The organism is Azorhizobium doebereinerae UFLA1-100 (genome assembly GCF_000473085.1).
Classification (GTDB): Bacteria; Pseudomonadota; Alphaproteobacteria; order Rhizobiales; family Xanthobacteraceae; genus Azorhizobium; species Azorhizobium doebereinerae.
The window spans coordinates 1-13,917 of record NZ_AXBA01000034.1 but is presented as its reverse complement, the minus strand read 5'-3'; the positions used below and the strand labels follow the sequence as shown (position 1 = coordinate 13,917).

General features: G+C 68.3%; 19 protein-coding genes. 8 read left to right on the top strand and 11 right to left on the bottom strand.

Going from position 1 to position 13,917, the window contains the following annotated elements; all coding sequences use genetic code 11:
- Positions 1 to 4: 4 nt before the first annotated feature.
- The 5 genes from YU1_RS30490 (at position 5) to YU1_RS0120860 (ending at position 4,827) form a co-directional block, all read left to right on the top strand.
- Complete coding sequence (locus YU1_RS30490) at positions 5 to 2,116, top strand: thioredoxin domain-containing protein (RefSeq protein WP_051357100.1); 2,112 nt, start codon at positions 5 to 7, stop codon at positions 2,114 to 2,116.
- Positions 2,117 to 2,126: 10 nt separating this feature from the next.
- A complete protein-coding gene (locus YU1_RS0120875; RefSeq protein ID WP_029005741.1) occupies positions 2,127 to 2,558 on the top strand; it encodes a group II truncated hemoglobin in 432 nt (143 codons plus the stop codon).
- Between the two features lie 137 nt (positions 2,559 to 2,695).
- A complete protein-coding gene (locus tag YU1_RS0120870) occupies positions 2,696 to 3,262 on the top strand; it encodes an isochorismatase family protein (RefSeq protein ID WP_029005740.1) in 567 nt (188 codons plus the stop codon).
- Complete coding sequence (locus YU1_RS0120865) at positions 3,259 to 4,251, top strand: GlxA family transcriptional regulator (RefSeq protein WP_029005739.1); 993 nt, start codon at positions 3,259 to 3,261, stop codon at positions 4,249 to 4,251. Before YU1_RS0120870 ends, YU1_RS0120865 begins: the two co-directional genes overlap by 4 nt.
- Before the next feature lie 45 nt (positions 4,252 to 4,296).
- Complete coding sequence (locus YU1_RS0120860) at positions 4,297 to 4,827, top strand: GNAT family N-acetyltransferase (protein WP_245263395.1); 531 nt, start codon at positions 4,297 to 4,299, stop codon at positions 4,825 to 4,827.
- On the opposite strand, the gene YU1_RS0120855 is transcribed toward YU1_RS0120860, so the two are convergent.
- The 7 genes from YU1_RS0120855 to YU1_RS0120830 all read right to left on the bottom strand — a co-directional run bounded on the left by YU1_RS0120855 (position 4,824) and on the right by YU1_RS0120830 (position 8,394).
- Positions 4,824 to 5,063 (bottom strand): hypothetical protein, encoded by a 240-nt coding sequence (locus YU1_RS0120855; RefSeq protein WP_029005737.1) that lies wholly within the window; start codon positions 5,061 to 5,063, stop codon positions 4,824 to 4,826. The genes YU1_RS0120860 and YU1_RS0120855 overlap by 4 nt on opposite strands.
- 40 nt (positions 5,064 to 5,103) lie before the next feature.
- Positions 5,104 to 5,349: a hypothetical protein gene (locus YU1_RS0120850; RefSeq protein ID WP_035716170.1), complete on the bottom strand. Its 246-nt coding sequence runs from the start codon at positions 5,347 to 5,349 to the stop codon at positions 5,104 to 5,106.
- A 170-nt stretch (positions 5,350 to 5,519) separates the two neighbouring features.
- The gene (locus YU1_RS30485; protein ID WP_156922322.1) at positions 5,520 to 5,915 is read right to left on the bottom strand and encodes a hypothetical protein; all 396 of its coding nucleotides are present in this window, start codon (positions 5,913 to 5,915) and stop codon (positions 5,520 to 5,522) included.
- Between the two features lie 25 nt (positions 5,916 to 5,940).
- Positions 5,941 to 6,273: a hypothetical protein gene (locus tag YU1_RS0120845; protein ID WP_029005735.1), complete on the bottom strand. Its 333-nt coding sequence runs from the start codon at positions 6,271 to 6,273 to the stop codon at positions 5,941 to 5,943.
- Between the two features lie 90 nt (positions 6,274 to 6,363).
- A complete protein-coding gene (locus tag YU1_RS0120840) occupies positions 6,364 to 7,134 on the bottom strand; it encodes a dienelactone hydrolase family protein (protein ID WP_029005734.1) in 771 nt (256 codons plus the stop codon).
- Between the two features lie 130 nt (positions 7,135 to 7,264).
- Positions 7,265 to 7,576 carry a DUF59 domain-containing protein gene (locus YU1_RS0120835; protein WP_029005733.1) on the bottom strand — a complete coding sequence of 104 codons (312 nt, stop codon included), beginning with the start codon at positions 7,574 to 7,576 and terminating at the stop codon, positions 7,265 to 7,267.
- 335 nt (positions 7,577 to 7,911) lie between these two features.
- Positions 7,912 to 8,394 (bottom strand): tetratricopeptide repeat protein, encoded by a 483-nt coding sequence (locus YU1_RS0120830; RefSeq protein WP_035716166.1) that lies wholly within the window; start codon positions 8,392 to 8,394, stop codon positions 7,912 to 7,914.
- Between the two features lie 272 nt (positions 8,395 to 8,666).
- Between YU1_RS0120830 and YU1_RS0120825 the strand changes: the two genes are divergently transcribed.
- Together YU1_RS0120825 and grxD are read left to right on the top strand one after the other, a co-directional pair.
- Positions 8,667 to 8,900 (top strand): BolA/IbaG family iron-sulfur metabolism protein, encoded by a 234-nt coding sequence (locus YU1_RS0120825; RefSeq protein ID WP_029005731.1) that lies wholly within the window; start codon positions 8,667 to 8,669, stop codon positions 8,898 to 8,900.
- A 37-nt stretch (positions 8,901 to 8,937) separates the two neighbouring features.
- Positions 8,938 to 9,273: a Grx4 family monothiol glutaredoxin gene (gene grxD, locus YU1_RS0120820; RefSeq protein WP_029005730.1), complete on the top strand. Its 336-nt coding sequence runs from the start codon at positions 8,938 to 8,940 to the stop codon at positions 9,271 to 9,273.
- Between the two features lie 51 nt (positions 9,274 to 9,324).
- Here grxD and YU1_RS0120815 read toward each other — a convergent pair whose 3' ends face one another.
- From YU1_RS0120815 to YU1_RS0120800, 4 genes are all read right to left on the bottom strand, one after another.
- Positions 9,325 to 10,038, bottom strand: a complete 714-nt coding sequence (locus YU1_RS0120815) for an ankyrin repeat domain-containing protein (protein ID WP_029005729.1) — start codon at positions 10,036 to 10,038, stop codon at positions 9,325 to 9,327.
- 65 nt (positions 10,039 to 10,103) lie between these two features.
- The gene (locus YU1_RS0120810; RefSeq protein ID WP_029005728.1) at positions 10,104 to 11,762 is read right to left on the bottom strand and encodes a SagB/ThcOx family dehydrogenase; all 1,659 of its coding nucleotides are present in this window, start codon (positions 11,760 to 11,762) and stop codon (positions 10,104 to 10,106) included.
- A gap of 40 nt (positions 11,763 to 11,802) precedes the next feature.
- Positions 11,803 to 12,252 carry a thioredoxin domain-containing protein gene (locus YU1_RS0120805; protein ID WP_029005727.1) on the bottom strand — a complete coding sequence of 150 codons (450 nt, stop codon included), beginning with the start codon at positions 12,250 to 12,252 and terminating at the stop codon, positions 11,803 to 11,805.
- 11 nt (positions 12,253 to 12,263) lie between these two features.
- Positions 12,264 to 12,698 (bottom strand): response regulator, encoded by a 435-nt coding sequence (locus YU1_RS0120800; RefSeq protein ID WP_029005726.1) that lies wholly within the window; start codon positions 12,696 to 12,698, stop codon positions 12,264 to 12,266.
- A gap of 422 nt (positions 12,699 to 13,120) precedes the next feature.
- Between YU1_RS0120800 and nifH the strand changes: the two genes are divergently transcribed.
- Positions 13,121 to 13,917 (top strand): nitrogenase iron protein (gene nifH / locus YU1_RS0120795; protein WP_029005725.1); only part of this gene is annotated, 797 nt, incomplete at its 3' end.

Genomic DNA, 13,917 nt, shown 5'->3' with positions numbered 1-13,917 from the left:
GCCCATGGATGCCGCGCCGGACACCACGCCTTCGGAGGCCAGCCCCGTCGGCAACCGGCTGGGGAGCGAGACCAGCCCCTATCTGCTCCAGCACAAAGACAATCCGGTGCACTGGCAGGTCTGGGCGTCGGAGACGCTGGAGCGGGCGCGGCGCGAGGACAAGCCCATCCTGCTCTCGGTGGGCTATGCCGCCTGCCACTGGTGCCACGTCATGGCCAGCGAGAGCTTCGAGGACCCGGCCACCGCCGCGCTGATGAACGCGCTTTTCATCCCGGTGAAGGTGGACCGCGAGGAGCGGCCGGACATCGACGCCATCTACCAGAACGCCCTGGCGCTGCTCGGCCAGAGCGGCGGCTGGCCGCTCACCATGTTCCTCACGCCCGACGGCGAGCCCTATTGGGGCGGCACCTATTATCCGCCGGAGCGCCGCTACGGCCGCCCGGCCTTTCCCGATATCCTGCGCCGCACCGCCGAAGTCTACCGCCACCGGAGGCCGGCACTGGAGAAGAACATGCGGACCCTGCGCGAGGGCCTGCGCCAGCTCTCCGCCCCGCCGCCCGACGCCCCCCTCACCCCCGAGCGGCTGGATGACATTTGCGAGGGGCTCTGCGCCCTGATCGACCCGGTGGACGGCGGCCTCGGGCAGGCGCCCAAATTCCCCCATTCGCCGGTGCTGTCGCTGCTGTGGCGCGCCTGGCACCGCACCGGCCGCGCGACCTTCCGCGATGCCGTACTGCTGACGCTGGAGCGCATGTCGCAGGGCGGCATCTACGACCATCTGGGCGGCGGCTACGCCCGCTATGCCACCGACGCCGCATGGCTGGTGCCGCATTTCGAGAAGATGCTCTACGACAATGCCCAGCTGGTGGAACTGCTGACCCTGGCGTGGCAGGAGACCGGCAACCCGCTGTTCGCCGAACGGGTGGCCGAGACCATCGGCTTCCTGCTGCGCGAGATGCGGGTGGACGGCGGCGCCTTCGCCGCCGCGCTCGATGCCGACAGCGAGCATGAGGAAGGCAAGTTCTACGTCTGGACCGCGGCCGAGGTGGAGGCGCTGCTCGGCGCCGACGCCGCCCTCTTCAAGCGCCATTACGATGTCCACCGCATCGGCAATTGGGAGGGCAAGTCCATCCTCAATCGCTCGGACAAACCCGAGCGCGCCGCCCCGGAGGTGGAAGCCCGGCTCGCAGCCGCGCGGGACATCCTGCTCGCCGCGCGGGCGGGGCGTGTCCGGCCCGGCCGCGACCACAAGGTGCTGGCGGACTGGAACGGCCTCGCCATCGCCGCGCTCTGCCGCGCGGGCACCGCCTTCCGGCGGCCGGAGTGGCTGGCGGCGGCACGTGGGGCCTTCGCCTTCGTGACCACGCGCATGCGCCTGCCGGACGGGCGGCTGGCCCATTCCTGGTGCGATGGACGCATCCATCCGGGCACGCTGGACGATTACGCCGCCATGGCCCGCGCCGCGCTGGCGCTGCATCAGGCCACCGGTGAGGGTGCCGATCTCGCCCGCGCCGAGGGCTGGCCCGCCTGCCTCGACGCCCATTTCGCCCATGCCGGCCATCCCGGCTATTTCCTGACCCCGGACGATGCCGAAGACCTCATCACCCGCATCCGCACCGCCACCGACAATGCAACGCCCTCGGGCAACGGCGTGATGGTGGAGGTGTTCGCCACGCTGTTCCACCTCACCGGCAAAGCCGCCTATCGCGACAAGGCTGACGCGATCGTCGCCGCCTTCGCCGGCGAGTTAACCCGGCAGGCGGTGCCGTTCGCCGCCTTGCTGTCAGGCTTCGACATGCTGCTGAACGCCGTCGCGGTGGTGATCCGCGCGGGCGACGGGCTGGAGGCGCTGCTGGACATGGTGGCGGGCGCGAGCCTGCCCAACCTGGTGCTCACCGTGCTGCCCGCCGATGCGCCGCTGCCGGGCGGCCATCCCGCCGCCGGCAAGGCCGCCGTCGCGGGCCGGGCCACCGCCTATGTCTGCAGGGGCGAGACCTGCTCGCTGCCGGTCACCGACCCGCAGGCGCTGCTGCGTCTCCTGCCTGGGCCGGCGCGCCGGTGGGACAATGTGAATGCTGAACCCGCCATGCGCGCCATGGTAGATGAGAGCCGATAGGGAGCGCATGATGTCCGAGGCAGACGTTCAAGTGTCCATTTTCGAACGCATCGGCGGGCCGGTGACCATCGACCGGCTGGTGGAGGCCTTCTACCGCCGCATGGACAGCGAGGCGGAGGCCGCGCACATCCGCACCATGCATGCGCCGGACCTCACCAACACCAAGAGCGTGCTCAAGCGCTACCTCACCGAATGGCTGGGCGGCCCGAAGCTCTATTCGGCGGAGAAGGGGCATCCGCGCCTGCGCCAGCGCCATCTAGGCTTCGCCATCGGCAATGCGGAGCGCGACGCCTGGATGCATTGCATGCGTGGCGCGCTGGCCGAGACGGTGGCTGACGCGGAGGCCCGGCAGAGTATCGACGACGCCATGACCAAGCTGGCCGACTGGATGCGCAACACTGCCGGCAACCCGCACGACACCGGCCACGGCCACCGCCCCTGAGTCAGGCGCTGGGCGGAGGCCGCGCGAGCCGCCAGCCCGAATGGCGCAAACTGTCCCCTCTTCGTCCGGAACGGGTATTTCGGCTTGAAACCGTGGCCCTAAGCTCCTCCAATGTCAGCCATTGGGAGCACCGCGAAATGTCCGTAGCCGATACCGCCCTCATCGTGATCGATGCCCAGACCTCGTTCCGCCACCGGCCCTATTTCCGTGCCGACGATCTCGCCTCTTACGTGGAACAGCAGCAGGCTCTGGTGGACGGCGCGAAGGCCGCAGGCATCCCCGTCCTCCAGGTCTTCCACGTGGAGGACACCGGCCCCTTCTCTGAGGCCTCCGGCTTCGTCACCGTGCTGGAGCCGCTGCGCATCGCCGCCGATGCCGTGTTTCGCAAGCGCCGGCACAGTGCCCTGGTGGGTACCGGGCTCGACGTGTGGCTGGTGGCGCACGGCATCCGCCGCATCATCGTGTCCGGCATCCGCACCGAGCAGTGCTGCGAGACCACCACCCGCCACGCCTCCGATCTCGGCTACGCGGTGGATTTCGTCGCCGCGGCAACGCTGACCTTCCCCATGACCGACGCCACGGGCCGGGAGTGGAGCCCGGCGGAAATCCGCGCCCGCACCGAACTGGTGCTCGCCGGCCGCTTCGCCCGCATCGCCACCGTGGCGGAAGCCCTGGCCGGCAGGCCGGAGAAGATCGCCGCATGACGGCCCCGGTCCCGCGCGACATTCCGGTCTTCGTGGTGGTGCCGCCGCGCGTGCTGCTGCTCGACGTCGCCGGACCGATGGAGGTGCTGCGCAAGGCCAATCTGGAACAGGCGGCGGTGCACTTCTCCATCGCCTATGTGGGGCCTTCCCCCTCCGTCGGCAGCTCCGTCGGCATCGCCCTCGCCGGTATCGCCCCCTTGCCCGACCATCTGCCGGACAACGCCATGGTGGTGGTATCCGGCAACGCCGATGAGCCGCTCGGCCCGCCGCCGGACCGGGCGGCGGATGCGACGGACGAAGCCGCCATCGTGGACTGGCTCAGGCGCGCGGTGCGGCCGGGCATCCGCCTCGTCTCCATCTGCTCCGGCGCCCTGCTCGCCGCCCGCGCCCGGCTGCTGGACGGGCACGCCTGCACCACCCACCACGCCGGCATGGCGGACCTTGCCCGCCTCGCCCCGGCGGCCCGCATCCTGGAGAACCGGCTCTATGTGGAAGATGGCGAGCGCCTCACCAGCGCCGGCATCACCGCGGGGGTCGACCTCATGCTGCACATCGTGGCCGAGGCGGCGGGGCCGGCGACCGCGCTGGAGGTGGCGCGCTATCTCGTCGTCTATCTCCGGCGCGGCGGCGCCGACCCGCAACTGTCGCCCTGGCTGGAAGGGCGCAACCACATCCACCCCGCCATTCACCGGGCGCAGGATGCGGTAGCCGCGGACCCGTCGCGTGATTGGCCGGTGGAGACGCTGGCCCGCATCGCCGGAGCCAGCCCGCGCAACCTCTCGCGCCTGTTCAACGCCCACACCGGCCTCACCGTCACGGATTATGTGAACCGCATGCGCATCGCGCTCGCCCGCGAACTCCTCACTGGCTCGACCCTCGACATGGAGCGCGTCGCCGAGCGCGCAGGCTTCGGCTCCACCCGGCAGTTCCGCCGGGCCTGGAGCCGCCTCCATGACACCCCGCCGAGCCGCCTGCGCGCGGATGGCTGAAGCACATCGGCCGCCCACGCTGGACAGGCATCCATCGGACATGGGATGGCCTGCCGACACCGAACGGGCCGTCTGGAAGGGGGCACGATGAAGGAAGAGCACGTATCCCTGAGGCCCGCCTGCCTTGCGGATGCCGACGCCATCCGCACCCTGACCCGCGCGGCCTATGCCAAATGGGTGCCCGTCGTCGGGCGCGAGCCCAGACCCATGATGGCGGATTATCACGCGGCGGTGGAGCGGCACGCCATTGACCTGCTGTTCGCGGGCGCCACCCTCGCCGCGCTCGTCGAGATGATCCCGGCACCCGACTATTTGCTGATCGAGAATCTCGCGGTTTCCCCCGCTTTCCAGGGCCGTGGCTTCGGTCGCCGCCTGCTCGCCCACACGGAGGATCAGGCCCGCGTGCGGGGGCTCGGCGAAATGCGGCTCTACACCAACCGCCTCTTCGCCGAAAATATCCGGCTCTACGCCAGCGCCGGCTACGCCATCGACCACGAGGAGACGTGGGCCGGCGGCGTGATCGTCCACATGCGCAAACCGATCCGCCCGACGGCCACGGGCGATGAACGTCCCTAAAGCGGAATACCGAAGAACTCATCCTCGGAACCGCCCCAGGCCCGGTGCAGGGCGAGGCCGCTGGACCATTTCTCCAGTTCCGACGGCTCGGCCGTGCGATGGGAGATGACCCCGCCCGGCTTGTCGCCGAGCAGATAGGCCTTGCCGTTGCGCAGGAAGCGGTTGAGATCCTTGGTGTCGGTGGGCCGCACCACGCAGCGCGGGGCTTCGTCGATCAGGATGGTGGTGGGAAGCATCGCCAGTCTCCTGTGCTGAACGAGATCGGATGCAGCGTCCTCAGAAGCCGTCGCGCTGCGACCCCCAGGGGTGGGAGCCCGGCACCAGCGGCGCCGTGATGCCGGCCTTGGCGATGTCGGCGAGGGATTTGTAGAATGTCGCCTCATGCACCAGTGTGCCGTTGCGCGTGGTGATGGCCACGTAGCGCGCCACGCTGTCGGCTTCGCACAGATAGCCGCCGCCGGGATCCTGCGTGGCCCGCGCGTTGCCGTCCCAATCCACGAAGAAGCCCTCTGCCACCGTCATCCCTGCACCTTTCCGCTCCGCCCGGCGGCGCCGGGCCTCGGCTCAGGGGGAGCAAGATCCTTGCCGAACGAGAAAGCCTTGGGCGCCGGGAACTGCTGTCGGGAAGGGAACAGGGCGCCGTGTCGCGATGGCACCATTGCGACAGGCTCGGAGCCCGCCAGATGAAGATCTCACCTTACCTGAAGGCAGACAGACTGCGCCGGAGGCGGCGAGTAGAACGAGCCCGACTTCCGCGCCACCTCAAGCTTTTCACCTTCGCGTCTCTTGATCTCGCCACAGGCGAAGCGAATCCAATCCGAGCTGACCGCCTTGATGTCCTTTACGTTCTGAACCTTGCTCAGAAGCCGCTCATAATCATAGTCGGGGACCTTTTCAGAACAGGACACAAGTATAAAACAGCAAAGCGCAATCGGAAACATTTTGATCATGGCACGGCGCTCGATCCTGGCGAAAACGAGCGACCAACAGCCGTAAGCTGGCCCCGACTCTCGACTTTCGCCCCCCACTTCGGGAACGCAGCCTAGGGCTTTGGATATTTTGAGCAAGTTCGGATCGATCCCGATCACGCCCGTCGCGGTCGAGCGATCATCATCAAGCGTCCGCCCCTGCCTCGTCCGGGGTTGTCACCAATGCCTTCAGCGCCGTCTCGACCGCCGCGCGGCAAGCCAGAAGACGATCATACTCGACGACATCGATGGTGACGCTCGCCCCGACAGACGGACCTTCCGGCCGGCCGCGGCCCGCTTCCGCAGCTTCGAACAACGCCTTCTCCAATTGATAGATCTGTTCGCTGGCGCGCTCCAGGTAAGGCAGCGGATTAGCTCTGACATTGGCCTCGTGGAGGGCATCGAGGCCGAGCTGCCCGCGCAGTCGGCGCGCCGCCCAAAGAGCATCGGCGCCAAAATCATGCGGAATGACGCTCATATCTCCTCCTGAGAAGGCCGGATCGGGCCGGCAGCGGCCCAGGTCTCGGAAAGGACAGAGGGGCGGCGAAACGCCGCCCCGCCCGGCCCCTCAATCCATGGGCGGACCGAGGTCGTCGGCCTCGGGTTTCTTGGACTTTTTCTTTTCGGTCTTGGCCTGGGCATAAGCCCCGGCGTTCTTGAGCAGGACGGGCGACTGGCCCTCCACATATTGCGAGATCCAGGACAGCGTGCGGTCCAACGCCTTGCCGGTCGCCTCCGCATGGTAGGTGTGGCGCTCGGCGCAGGTGAAGCCATGGGTAGCGCCCGGATAGGCGAAGGCGCTCACGTCCGGCCGGCGCTGGCGGAACTCGCCCACCAAATCCATCGGCAGCAGCGGGTCGTTCTCGGCGAAGTGCAGCAGCGTCGGCACCCGTCGCTTCTCCGCCATGCCGGCGACCACGCCGGCGGCATAATAGCCGATCGTGCAGGCCACGTTGCGGATCTGGTTCCCGCCCTCGTAGGCGAGATAGCCGCCCCAGGAGAAGCCAACGATCGCCACCTTGCCGGCGTCCTTCACCGCGTCCACCGCAGCCTGGATATCGTTGAGCGCGCGCTCGCGACCCACTTCCTCCATCAAGCTCACGCCACGCGCGAACCCTTCCTCGTCATAACTCAGCTCCACGTCCGGCTGTACCCGGTCGAACAGCGCCGGGGCCACGGCCACATAGCCGCGCGCGGCGAAATCATCCGCCGTCCTGCGGATATGGTCGGTTAGACCGAACATTTCCTGGAGAACAACGACCGCTCCCTTGGGAGCCCCTGGGGGATCGGCGCGATAGGCCGAAAGCGTATGGCCATCGGCAGTGGACAGCTGGATCATGGCATCCTCGCAATGCTTCGCTTTGTCTTGCGGGCGGCAAGACATTCCGCATCTCAAGCGATCGGTCCGACAGGCAATGCAGACAAAGTGCCAGTCGGCTCTGCTGCCGGTACTTTCTTGCGATCAAGCCTTACAGAAGCCCGAGTTCCAGCTTCACCTCGTCGCTCATGCGGCTGGTGTCCCACGGCGGATCGAACACGAGGTTTACCTTCACCGCGCCGATGCCGGCCACCGCGTTCACCGCATTCTGCACCCATGTCACGATCTCGCTCGCCACCGGGCAGCCCGGAGCCGTGAGCGTCATGTCGATTTCCACGTTCGCCACGGGGGCAAGGTCGATCTTGTAGATCAACCCCAGGTCATAGATGTTCACCGGGATTTCCGGATCATGCACAGTGCGCAGGGCGGCGATCACCTCTTCCATCAGGCTCCCGGCGTCCATGACGCCGCCGGCGGAGGAAGCCGCCGCAAGCGACGCCCCCGGGTCGACCGGGGCATGGGCGACATCGGCCTCATATGAACCGTGCGGCGGCTCGCCTGCCGTGTCGGCATAGGCACGCTCCGGAGCTTCGCTCCAATGGTCAGGGGTCGTCATCTTGATCCCGCCTCCTGCCGGCATGTGGGTCTGCGCGTCCATCGGGTGCCTCCGAGCCGCTTCCGCGCGCCGGGATGCATGCGCCTGGACCCGGGCGCGCCATTCAGTCTCTGGAAGGCGACATGCAAGGTCGGAGCCAGATCGTCGGAACGGCCTTCACACCCGCGCCGCCCGCCGGCGGCTCAGCCCAGGCCTTCGGCCAGCGCCGCCACCACCATCCAGCCAACCGCACCGGTTGGATCGAGCCGTCGCAAGGCGGTAAGCTTGCGCTCGGCCTCCTCCGGCCGGCTCTGCCGCAGATGGATGAAGGCCAAGGCCTTGAGCGTATAGAGCGCGAACCGCCCCGGCCCCTCTGGCAGGGGATCCGCCGGCTGCCAGGCGCGCCAGTCCGGATCCCAGCCCGCCTGCCGCGCCGCCTCCTTCAGCCCGCCTTCCGCGGCGGCCTCGGCATCCTCCAGGTTGCCCCGGTAGGTGTGGATCTTATAGAGGCAGAAATAGGTGGGCAGTTGGGTCGGGGCCGCCGCCAGCGCCTGGCGGAACAGAGCATCGGCACGGACATGGTCCTGGCGATAGGCCGCCACGCCCTGTTGCAGGAGGGAATTGATCTCTTCCGGCAGCGCGCCGAAATTGATCAGATCGGGATCGGGGAACAGCTCGACAATCATGGCCCGCCACGATGCAAGAGCGGGGCCGCGCGGCACGTCGCGGCAACGGGCCGGATCAAGCCTGCAGGCGCCGTGCCCCCGCCCCGGGCGTGTCCTTTGTCCGACCTGCGCCCGTGGCCGCGCTGTCGCAAGTCCGACAGCGCGGCCACGGCCCGGATCGAAAAACCCGCGCGACAGCGCCTTCCCCGCCGTCCACACAACTGGTTTGAACATTGCAAGGAACGGCCGGACGCACGCCCGCCGCCATGGCCGCGTGGCACCGGAGCAATATGATGGCAATGGTCGGATCGGAAATCGAACGCCTCATCAAGGACGCCTTTCCCGAGGGACATGTGGTGGTGGTGGACCTGGCCGGCGACGGCGACCATTTCGCCGCCCGTGTCACCTCCGAGCAGTTCCGCGGCAAGAGCCGCGTCCAGCAGCACAAGATGGTCTACGACGCCCTGCAGGGCCACATGGGCGGCGCCCTGCATGCCCTCGCCCTCGAAACCCTCGTTCCCGCCTAACCCGCTGATCAGCAGCCCATTCCTGGAGGTTCTTCTCATGTCCAATGCAACCGCGGACCGCATCGCCGGCATCATCTCCCAGAACGACGTGGTCCTGTTCATGAAAGGCATCCCCGCCGCGCCGCAGTGCGGCTTCTCGGGCGCCGTGGTGCAGATCCTCGGCCGTCTCGAGGTGCCCTTTCACAGCGTGGACGTGCTCGCCGATTACGATATCCGCGAAGGCATCAAGGCCTATACGAACTGGCCCACCATCCCGCAGCTGTTCATCAAGGGCGAGTTCGTGGGCGGCGCCGACATCGTCCGCGAGATGGCGCAGACCGGCGAGCTCACCGCCATGCTTGGCGAGAAGGGCGTCCCCCTCGGCGCGCTCTGACACATCCCTCGGCCATGGCCGGCCCGGCGACGGGCTGGCCATGGCGCGCATCTAGCCGGCCACCACCTCGCGGGCGGGCCGCAGCAGGGCAAGGCATTCCAGCGTGCCGGCAAGATCCAGCGCGCTGAACCCATCCAGCGTCTGGGCGCGCATATCCGCGCCGCGTGCCAGCAGGCGCGCCACCACGCCCGCGAGGCCCGCGGATGCGGCGTACATCAGCGCGGTGGCGCCATTGTCGTTCTGGTTGTCGATGTCTGTCCCCGCCGCCACCAGCAGGTCGATCACCTCCAGGTGCCGACCGACGCAGGCGAGCCAGAGCGCAGTATTGCCGTCCGCATTGCGCGCGTTCATGTCTGCGCCGGCCGCCAGCAACTGGCACACCGCCTCCACGTCACCCACATGCGCCGCCGTCATCAGCGGGGTGGTGAGATTGGCGATCACCCCGTCCACATCGTCCGGCGGGAAGCCGTGGGCCGCAAGCCAGGCGGACAGGTCGGGATCGAGCGGCGGGGTCGCCAGCACTTCATGGCGCAGGCGCCAGCCCTCGTAGCCGCCATCGAGGCTGGAGACATCGCAGAAGCCGAAGTCGGAGAAGGTCTGGGCATATTCCTGGCTGGCATTGCCATGATAGCAATAGATCAGCACCGGCCGGTGCTTGGGCGTCCCGGTGATGACCTCCGACAGGTTGATCTGCGACAGCCGCACCGCGCCGGCCATGCGGGCCCGCGCATAGGCATCAGGATCCCGCGTATCGAAGATCAGCAGGTCTTCGCGGGTGAGCAGGACATCCGCCTCACCGGGATGAATGCGTCGAAAGGGCACGCGCTGTCTCATGGGGTCTGATCCTCGCTGAGGGACGGGGAAGCACCCGGCGGCGGGCGGCGGCCGGGATAGGCGGGCAGCGTCGAGATGCGCGCGTCAGTGAGCGCACGGCCGACGGTGAAATGATAGAGCGACTGGAAGCGGTCTCCCTCCACCCCCAGCAGATCGTGCAGGGCATCGTCGAAGAAGCAGCCGATGCCGGTGCCGCGCAGCCCGGCGCGCTCGGCCTCCAGATAGAGCACGTGGCCGATCAGGCCGGCCTCCCAATGGAGCTGGCGGTAGCGCCAGGGATCGGCTGAGACGCGCGGCGCGAACTCCGCCAGCAGGCTGAGCGCGAAGCAACTGTCCCCGGCTATGGCCTGGTGGCAACTCACCGTACGCATGACGCCCCGCGCGTCGCTCTCCACCAGCCGGTGGAGCGGCAGATGCGCCGGGGCGTTCGCCACCGGCGCCCAGGCGAAATCCGTCCGCAGCGCCGCCTTAAGGTCGCCGAGCGCAGCGGGATGGCGCGGCAGCGCATAGAGGCCGGGGGCGAGCCCCTCCACGCGGTGGACGAACAGCACCGGGTGGAGGCGCGGCCTGTAGTTCCACACGTCCCACGGCACCGACGCCCGCGGCAGCAGGGCCTCCGCCAGCGCGAAGAAGGTCTCGGCCGGCATGTGGTAGCGCGCATCGAAGCGTTGCGCGCTGCGCCGACCCAACAGGATATCGGCTGCCCGTGCATCGCGCTCCGGCGGCGGCGCGAGCGCCGCCTCGGCAAGGGGCGGGTTCGCCGGCAGGCCGAGGCTGCGGGTGGCGGCGCTCACCTCGTCGATCACCGGCCAGCGGTACATGGGGTGGGCATCGAGCCGGTTGGCCCGTCCGGTCCAGGGACCGGCGGGCATGGGCGGTGCAGCGGGCGGCGCGCGCCCAGGGCCCGTGTCGACGGCGAGCAGGACATCCGCCTCCTCCGCCTCCACGCCGGCGAAATCCTCCGTGCGGTCGAGCCCCATCAGCGCGGCCAGAGCAGCACTGTCGAGCCCTTCCACCATCCGCACACGCCAGCCAATGGCGCCCGCCGCATAGCGCAGCGCGCCGAGCGCATGGCCGAGGTCGAGCTGGCAATAGCGGAAGGCCCGCTCGCCATATTTCCACGCCTCGCGCCAATGGACGGAGGAGAGGCCGATCCACAGGCCTGGTGTCGCGCCTTCTGGGGTGGCGCCCAGGCAGCGATGCTCCAGCACATGGTCCCGGCTGAGATAATGATGCACGCCGTCATCGAGCCCCGCCACACCGCGGGCGATGACATAGGCCTCCGTGGGATGGAGGTTGCCGCTGGACGGATTGCAGCGCACCGCCCAGCGGTCCGGTCCCAGCTCCTTCCAGGCGGCAAGGCCGAGGGAGAGTTCCAGCAGCAGGCCGACGGACGGCAAAGTCAGCGGCGCGGCCGAAACCCCGCCCGGCATGATCGCCTCGCCGAAGCGCGTCGCCAGCCCCTCGGCCGCCGGTTCCAGCGGCGTGCGAGGGCAGCCTGAGAATTCACGGAACGGATTGGGCTGCAGGTCCCAGTCCAGCGTCTCGGGGCCGGCGGCATAGCGTTTCAGCGTGTGCTTGGTGCGCGCATGATAGGCCAGCACCACCGCGCTGGAATCCCCTGTCACGGCCGGCTTGGCGGACGCGGACGTCATGTGCGCCTCGCGCGTGGGCTCTCGCGGGTCCGCCTCGTCTTCACGGGCGCACCGGATCCGACGGCTCGGGAGCCGCCTCGGGGGTCGGACACGGTCCCTGCGCGGCCGGGCGACTGCACGCGTCCGGCAGGTCGCCGTCGCGCGGTCCGAGCAGGCTCGCCACGAGGACGCCATCGAAGCCGGCACAGCGCGCGCCCTCCACCTCCAGCAGAGGACGGCGGATGAACAGCGGCTCGTCCAGCATCAGAGCGAGCGCCTGGGCGGGGCTGAACCGCTCCGGCTCCACCGCGCCCGACTTGATGCCCGGCGCGGCCGGATTGAACCAGGCCGGTACCGGCAGGTCGCCGAGGAAGCCGGCGAGGCGCTCGGCTGTCCACGGCTCAGCGAGAAGGCTGCGCGCCTCCACCTGATGGCCGGCCTGCTCCAGCAGGCGCTTCTGCCGGGCATTGGTGCCGCAGCCCGGCTTCTCGTAGAAGATGATCTTGGCCAAGGTCGCGGCGCCTAGCGCATCATGCCGAGCTGGACGAGCGGCGCCGCCCCGCCGCGCCCGAGGATGGTGTCCACCTTCTTGCGCACACTCTCCAGCGTCAGCGGCTTCACCAGCGCGCCATGCGCCCCGGCCTTCATGCCGTCCACCGCCACCGCCTCGTCGGCCTTCTCGCAGACGATGAGGATGCGCACGCCGGGAAACTTGGCATTGATCTCGGAGATCAGCGCAGCGCCCTGTTGGGCGAGGAAGGAAACGCCGAGCAGCAGCACGTCCGGCTTCAGCCAACCGGTGCCCTTCTCATACGCCTCGTCGAGGGTGGCGAGTTCGTGCGTCTCGATCTCGTCATGCAGCATGAACTGCAATGCGGCACGGGTGATCTCATCCTGATCGACAACGAACACGCGCCGCTGATCCACGGCCTTTGACGTCTCGACACCAATCTGCATGGCAGCCTCGTTTGCAGCTCCGGGCCTTGGCCGTCCGCAGCCCGAACCTGCCTCAAGCAAGTTCCGTTCCGCCCGGCCGGCGCCGTCGCTAGGCGCGGCGGATCAAGCCTGCGCGCGGCCGGGGCACGTGAGGGAAACGTGTTTCGTTTCGAACAGCATGGCTGCCTCTGTCAGATTCGAGACATTGCGCCGCATCCCGGGCGACATCCGGAAACGAGCATTGAATCAGCCACTTGCTGGAACGCGCGCCACTGGCACGGTCGTTGCTGATGGACATTCTGCACGGCGAGTGAGGGCTGAGCACACGCAGACGCGACGACGAGCGATGTGCTCCTTCCCGTAACCGGCGAGCCTGTTTGTGAGCGAGGAACACCTTAGCCCCGGCAAGGTGGTCATTGGCAACGGTTCGAAGGAATTCCGAGATGTCGTCACTGAGACAGATCGCGTTTTACGGCAAGGGAGGCATCGGCAAGTCGACGACCTCCCAGAACACCCTGGCGGCGCTGGCCGAGATGGGGCACCGCATCCTCATCGTCGGCTGCGACCCCAAGGCCGACTCCACCCGCCTCATCCTCCACGCCAAGGCGCAGGACACCATCCTCTCCCTCGCCGCCGCCGCCGGCAGCGTCGAGGACCTGGAGCTGGAAGAGGTGATGAAGGTCGGCTACCGCGACATCCGNTGCGTCGAGTCCGGCGGGCCTGAGCCCGGCGTCGGCTGCGCCGGCCGCGGCGTCATCACCTCCATCAATTTCCTGGAGGAGAACGGCGCCTACGAGGACATCGACTACGTCTCCTACGACGTGCTCGGCGACGTGGTNTGCGGCGGCTTCGCCATGCCCATCCGCGAGAACAAGGCGCAGGAGATCTACATCGTCATGTCCGGCGAGATGATGGCCATGTACGCGGCCAACAACATCTCCAAGGGCATTCTCAAATACGCCAATTCCGGCGGCGTGCGCCTGGGCGGGCTGGTCTGCAACGAGCGCCAGACCGACAAGGAACTGGAACTGGCCGAGGCTCTCGCCAAGAAGCTCGGCACCCAGCTGATCTATTTCGTGCCGCGCGACAACATCGTCCAGCACGCCGAGCTGCGCCGCATGACCGTGCTGGAATANGCCCCGGACAGCGTCCAGGCCCAGCACTACCGCACGCTCGCCCAGCGCGTTCACGGCAATGGCGGCAAGGGCATCATCCCGACCCCCATCACCATGGACGAGCT

Coding starts and splice junctions, on each gene's coding strand:
- YU1_RS30490 (WP_051357100.1), top strand. CDS start 5: ATGGATGCCGCGCCGGACACCACGCCTTCGGAGGCCAGCCCCGTCGGC.
- YU1_RS0120875 (WP_029005741.1), top strand. CDS start 2,127: ATGTCCGAGGCAGACGTTCAAGTGTCCATTTTCGAACGCATCGGCGGG.
- YU1_RS0120870 (WP_029005740.1), top strand. CDS start 2,696: ATGTCCGTAGCCGATACCGCCCTCATCGTGATCGATGCCCAGACCTCG.
- YU1_RS0120865 (WP_029005739.1), top strand. CDS start 3,259: ATGACGGCCCCGGTCCCGCGCGACATTCCGGTCTTCGTGGTGGTGCCG.
- YU1_RS0120860 (WP_245263395.1), top strand. CDS start 4,297: ATGGCCTGCCGACACCGAACGGGCCGTCTGGAAGGGGGCACGATGAAG.
- YU1_RS0120855 (WP_029005737.1), bottom strand. CDS start 5,063: ATGCTTCCCACCACCATCCTGATCGACGAAGCCCCGCGCTGCGTGGTG.
- YU1_RS0120850 (WP_035716170.1), bottom strand. CDS start 5,349: ATGACGGTGGCAGAGGGCTTCTTCGTGGATTGGGACGGCAACGCGCGG.
- YU1_RS0120845 (WP_029005735.1), bottom strand. CDS start 6,273: ATGAGCGTCATTCCGCATGATTTTGGCGCCGATGCTCTTTGGGCGGCG.
- YU1_RS0120840 (WP_029005734.1), bottom strand. CDS start 7,134: ATGATCCAGCTGTCCACTGCCGATGGCCATACGCTTTCGGCCTATCGC.
- YU1_RS0120835 (WP_029005733.1), bottom strand. CDS start 7,576: ATGGACGCCGGGAGCCTGATGGAAGAGGTGATCGCCGCCCTGCGCACT.
- YU1_RS0120830 (WP_035716166.1), bottom strand. CDS start 8,394: ATGATTGTCGAGCTGTTCCCCGATCCCGATCTGATCAATTTCGGCGCG.
- YU1_RS0120825 (WP_029005731.1), top strand. CDS start 8,667: ATGGCAATGGTCGGATCGGAAATCGAACGCCTCATCAAGGACGCCTTT.
- grxD (WP_029005730.1), top strand. CDS start 8,938: ATGTCCAATGCAACCGCGGACCGCATCGCCGGCATCATCTCCCAGAAC.
- YU1_RS0120810 (WP_029005728.1), bottom strand. CDS start 11,762: ATGACGTCCGCGTCCGCCAAGCCGGCCGTGACAGGGGATTCCAGCGCG.
- YU1_RS0120800 (WP_029005726.1), bottom strand. CDS start 12,698: ATGCAGATTGGTGTCGAGACGTCAAAGGCCGTGGATCAGCGGCGCGTG.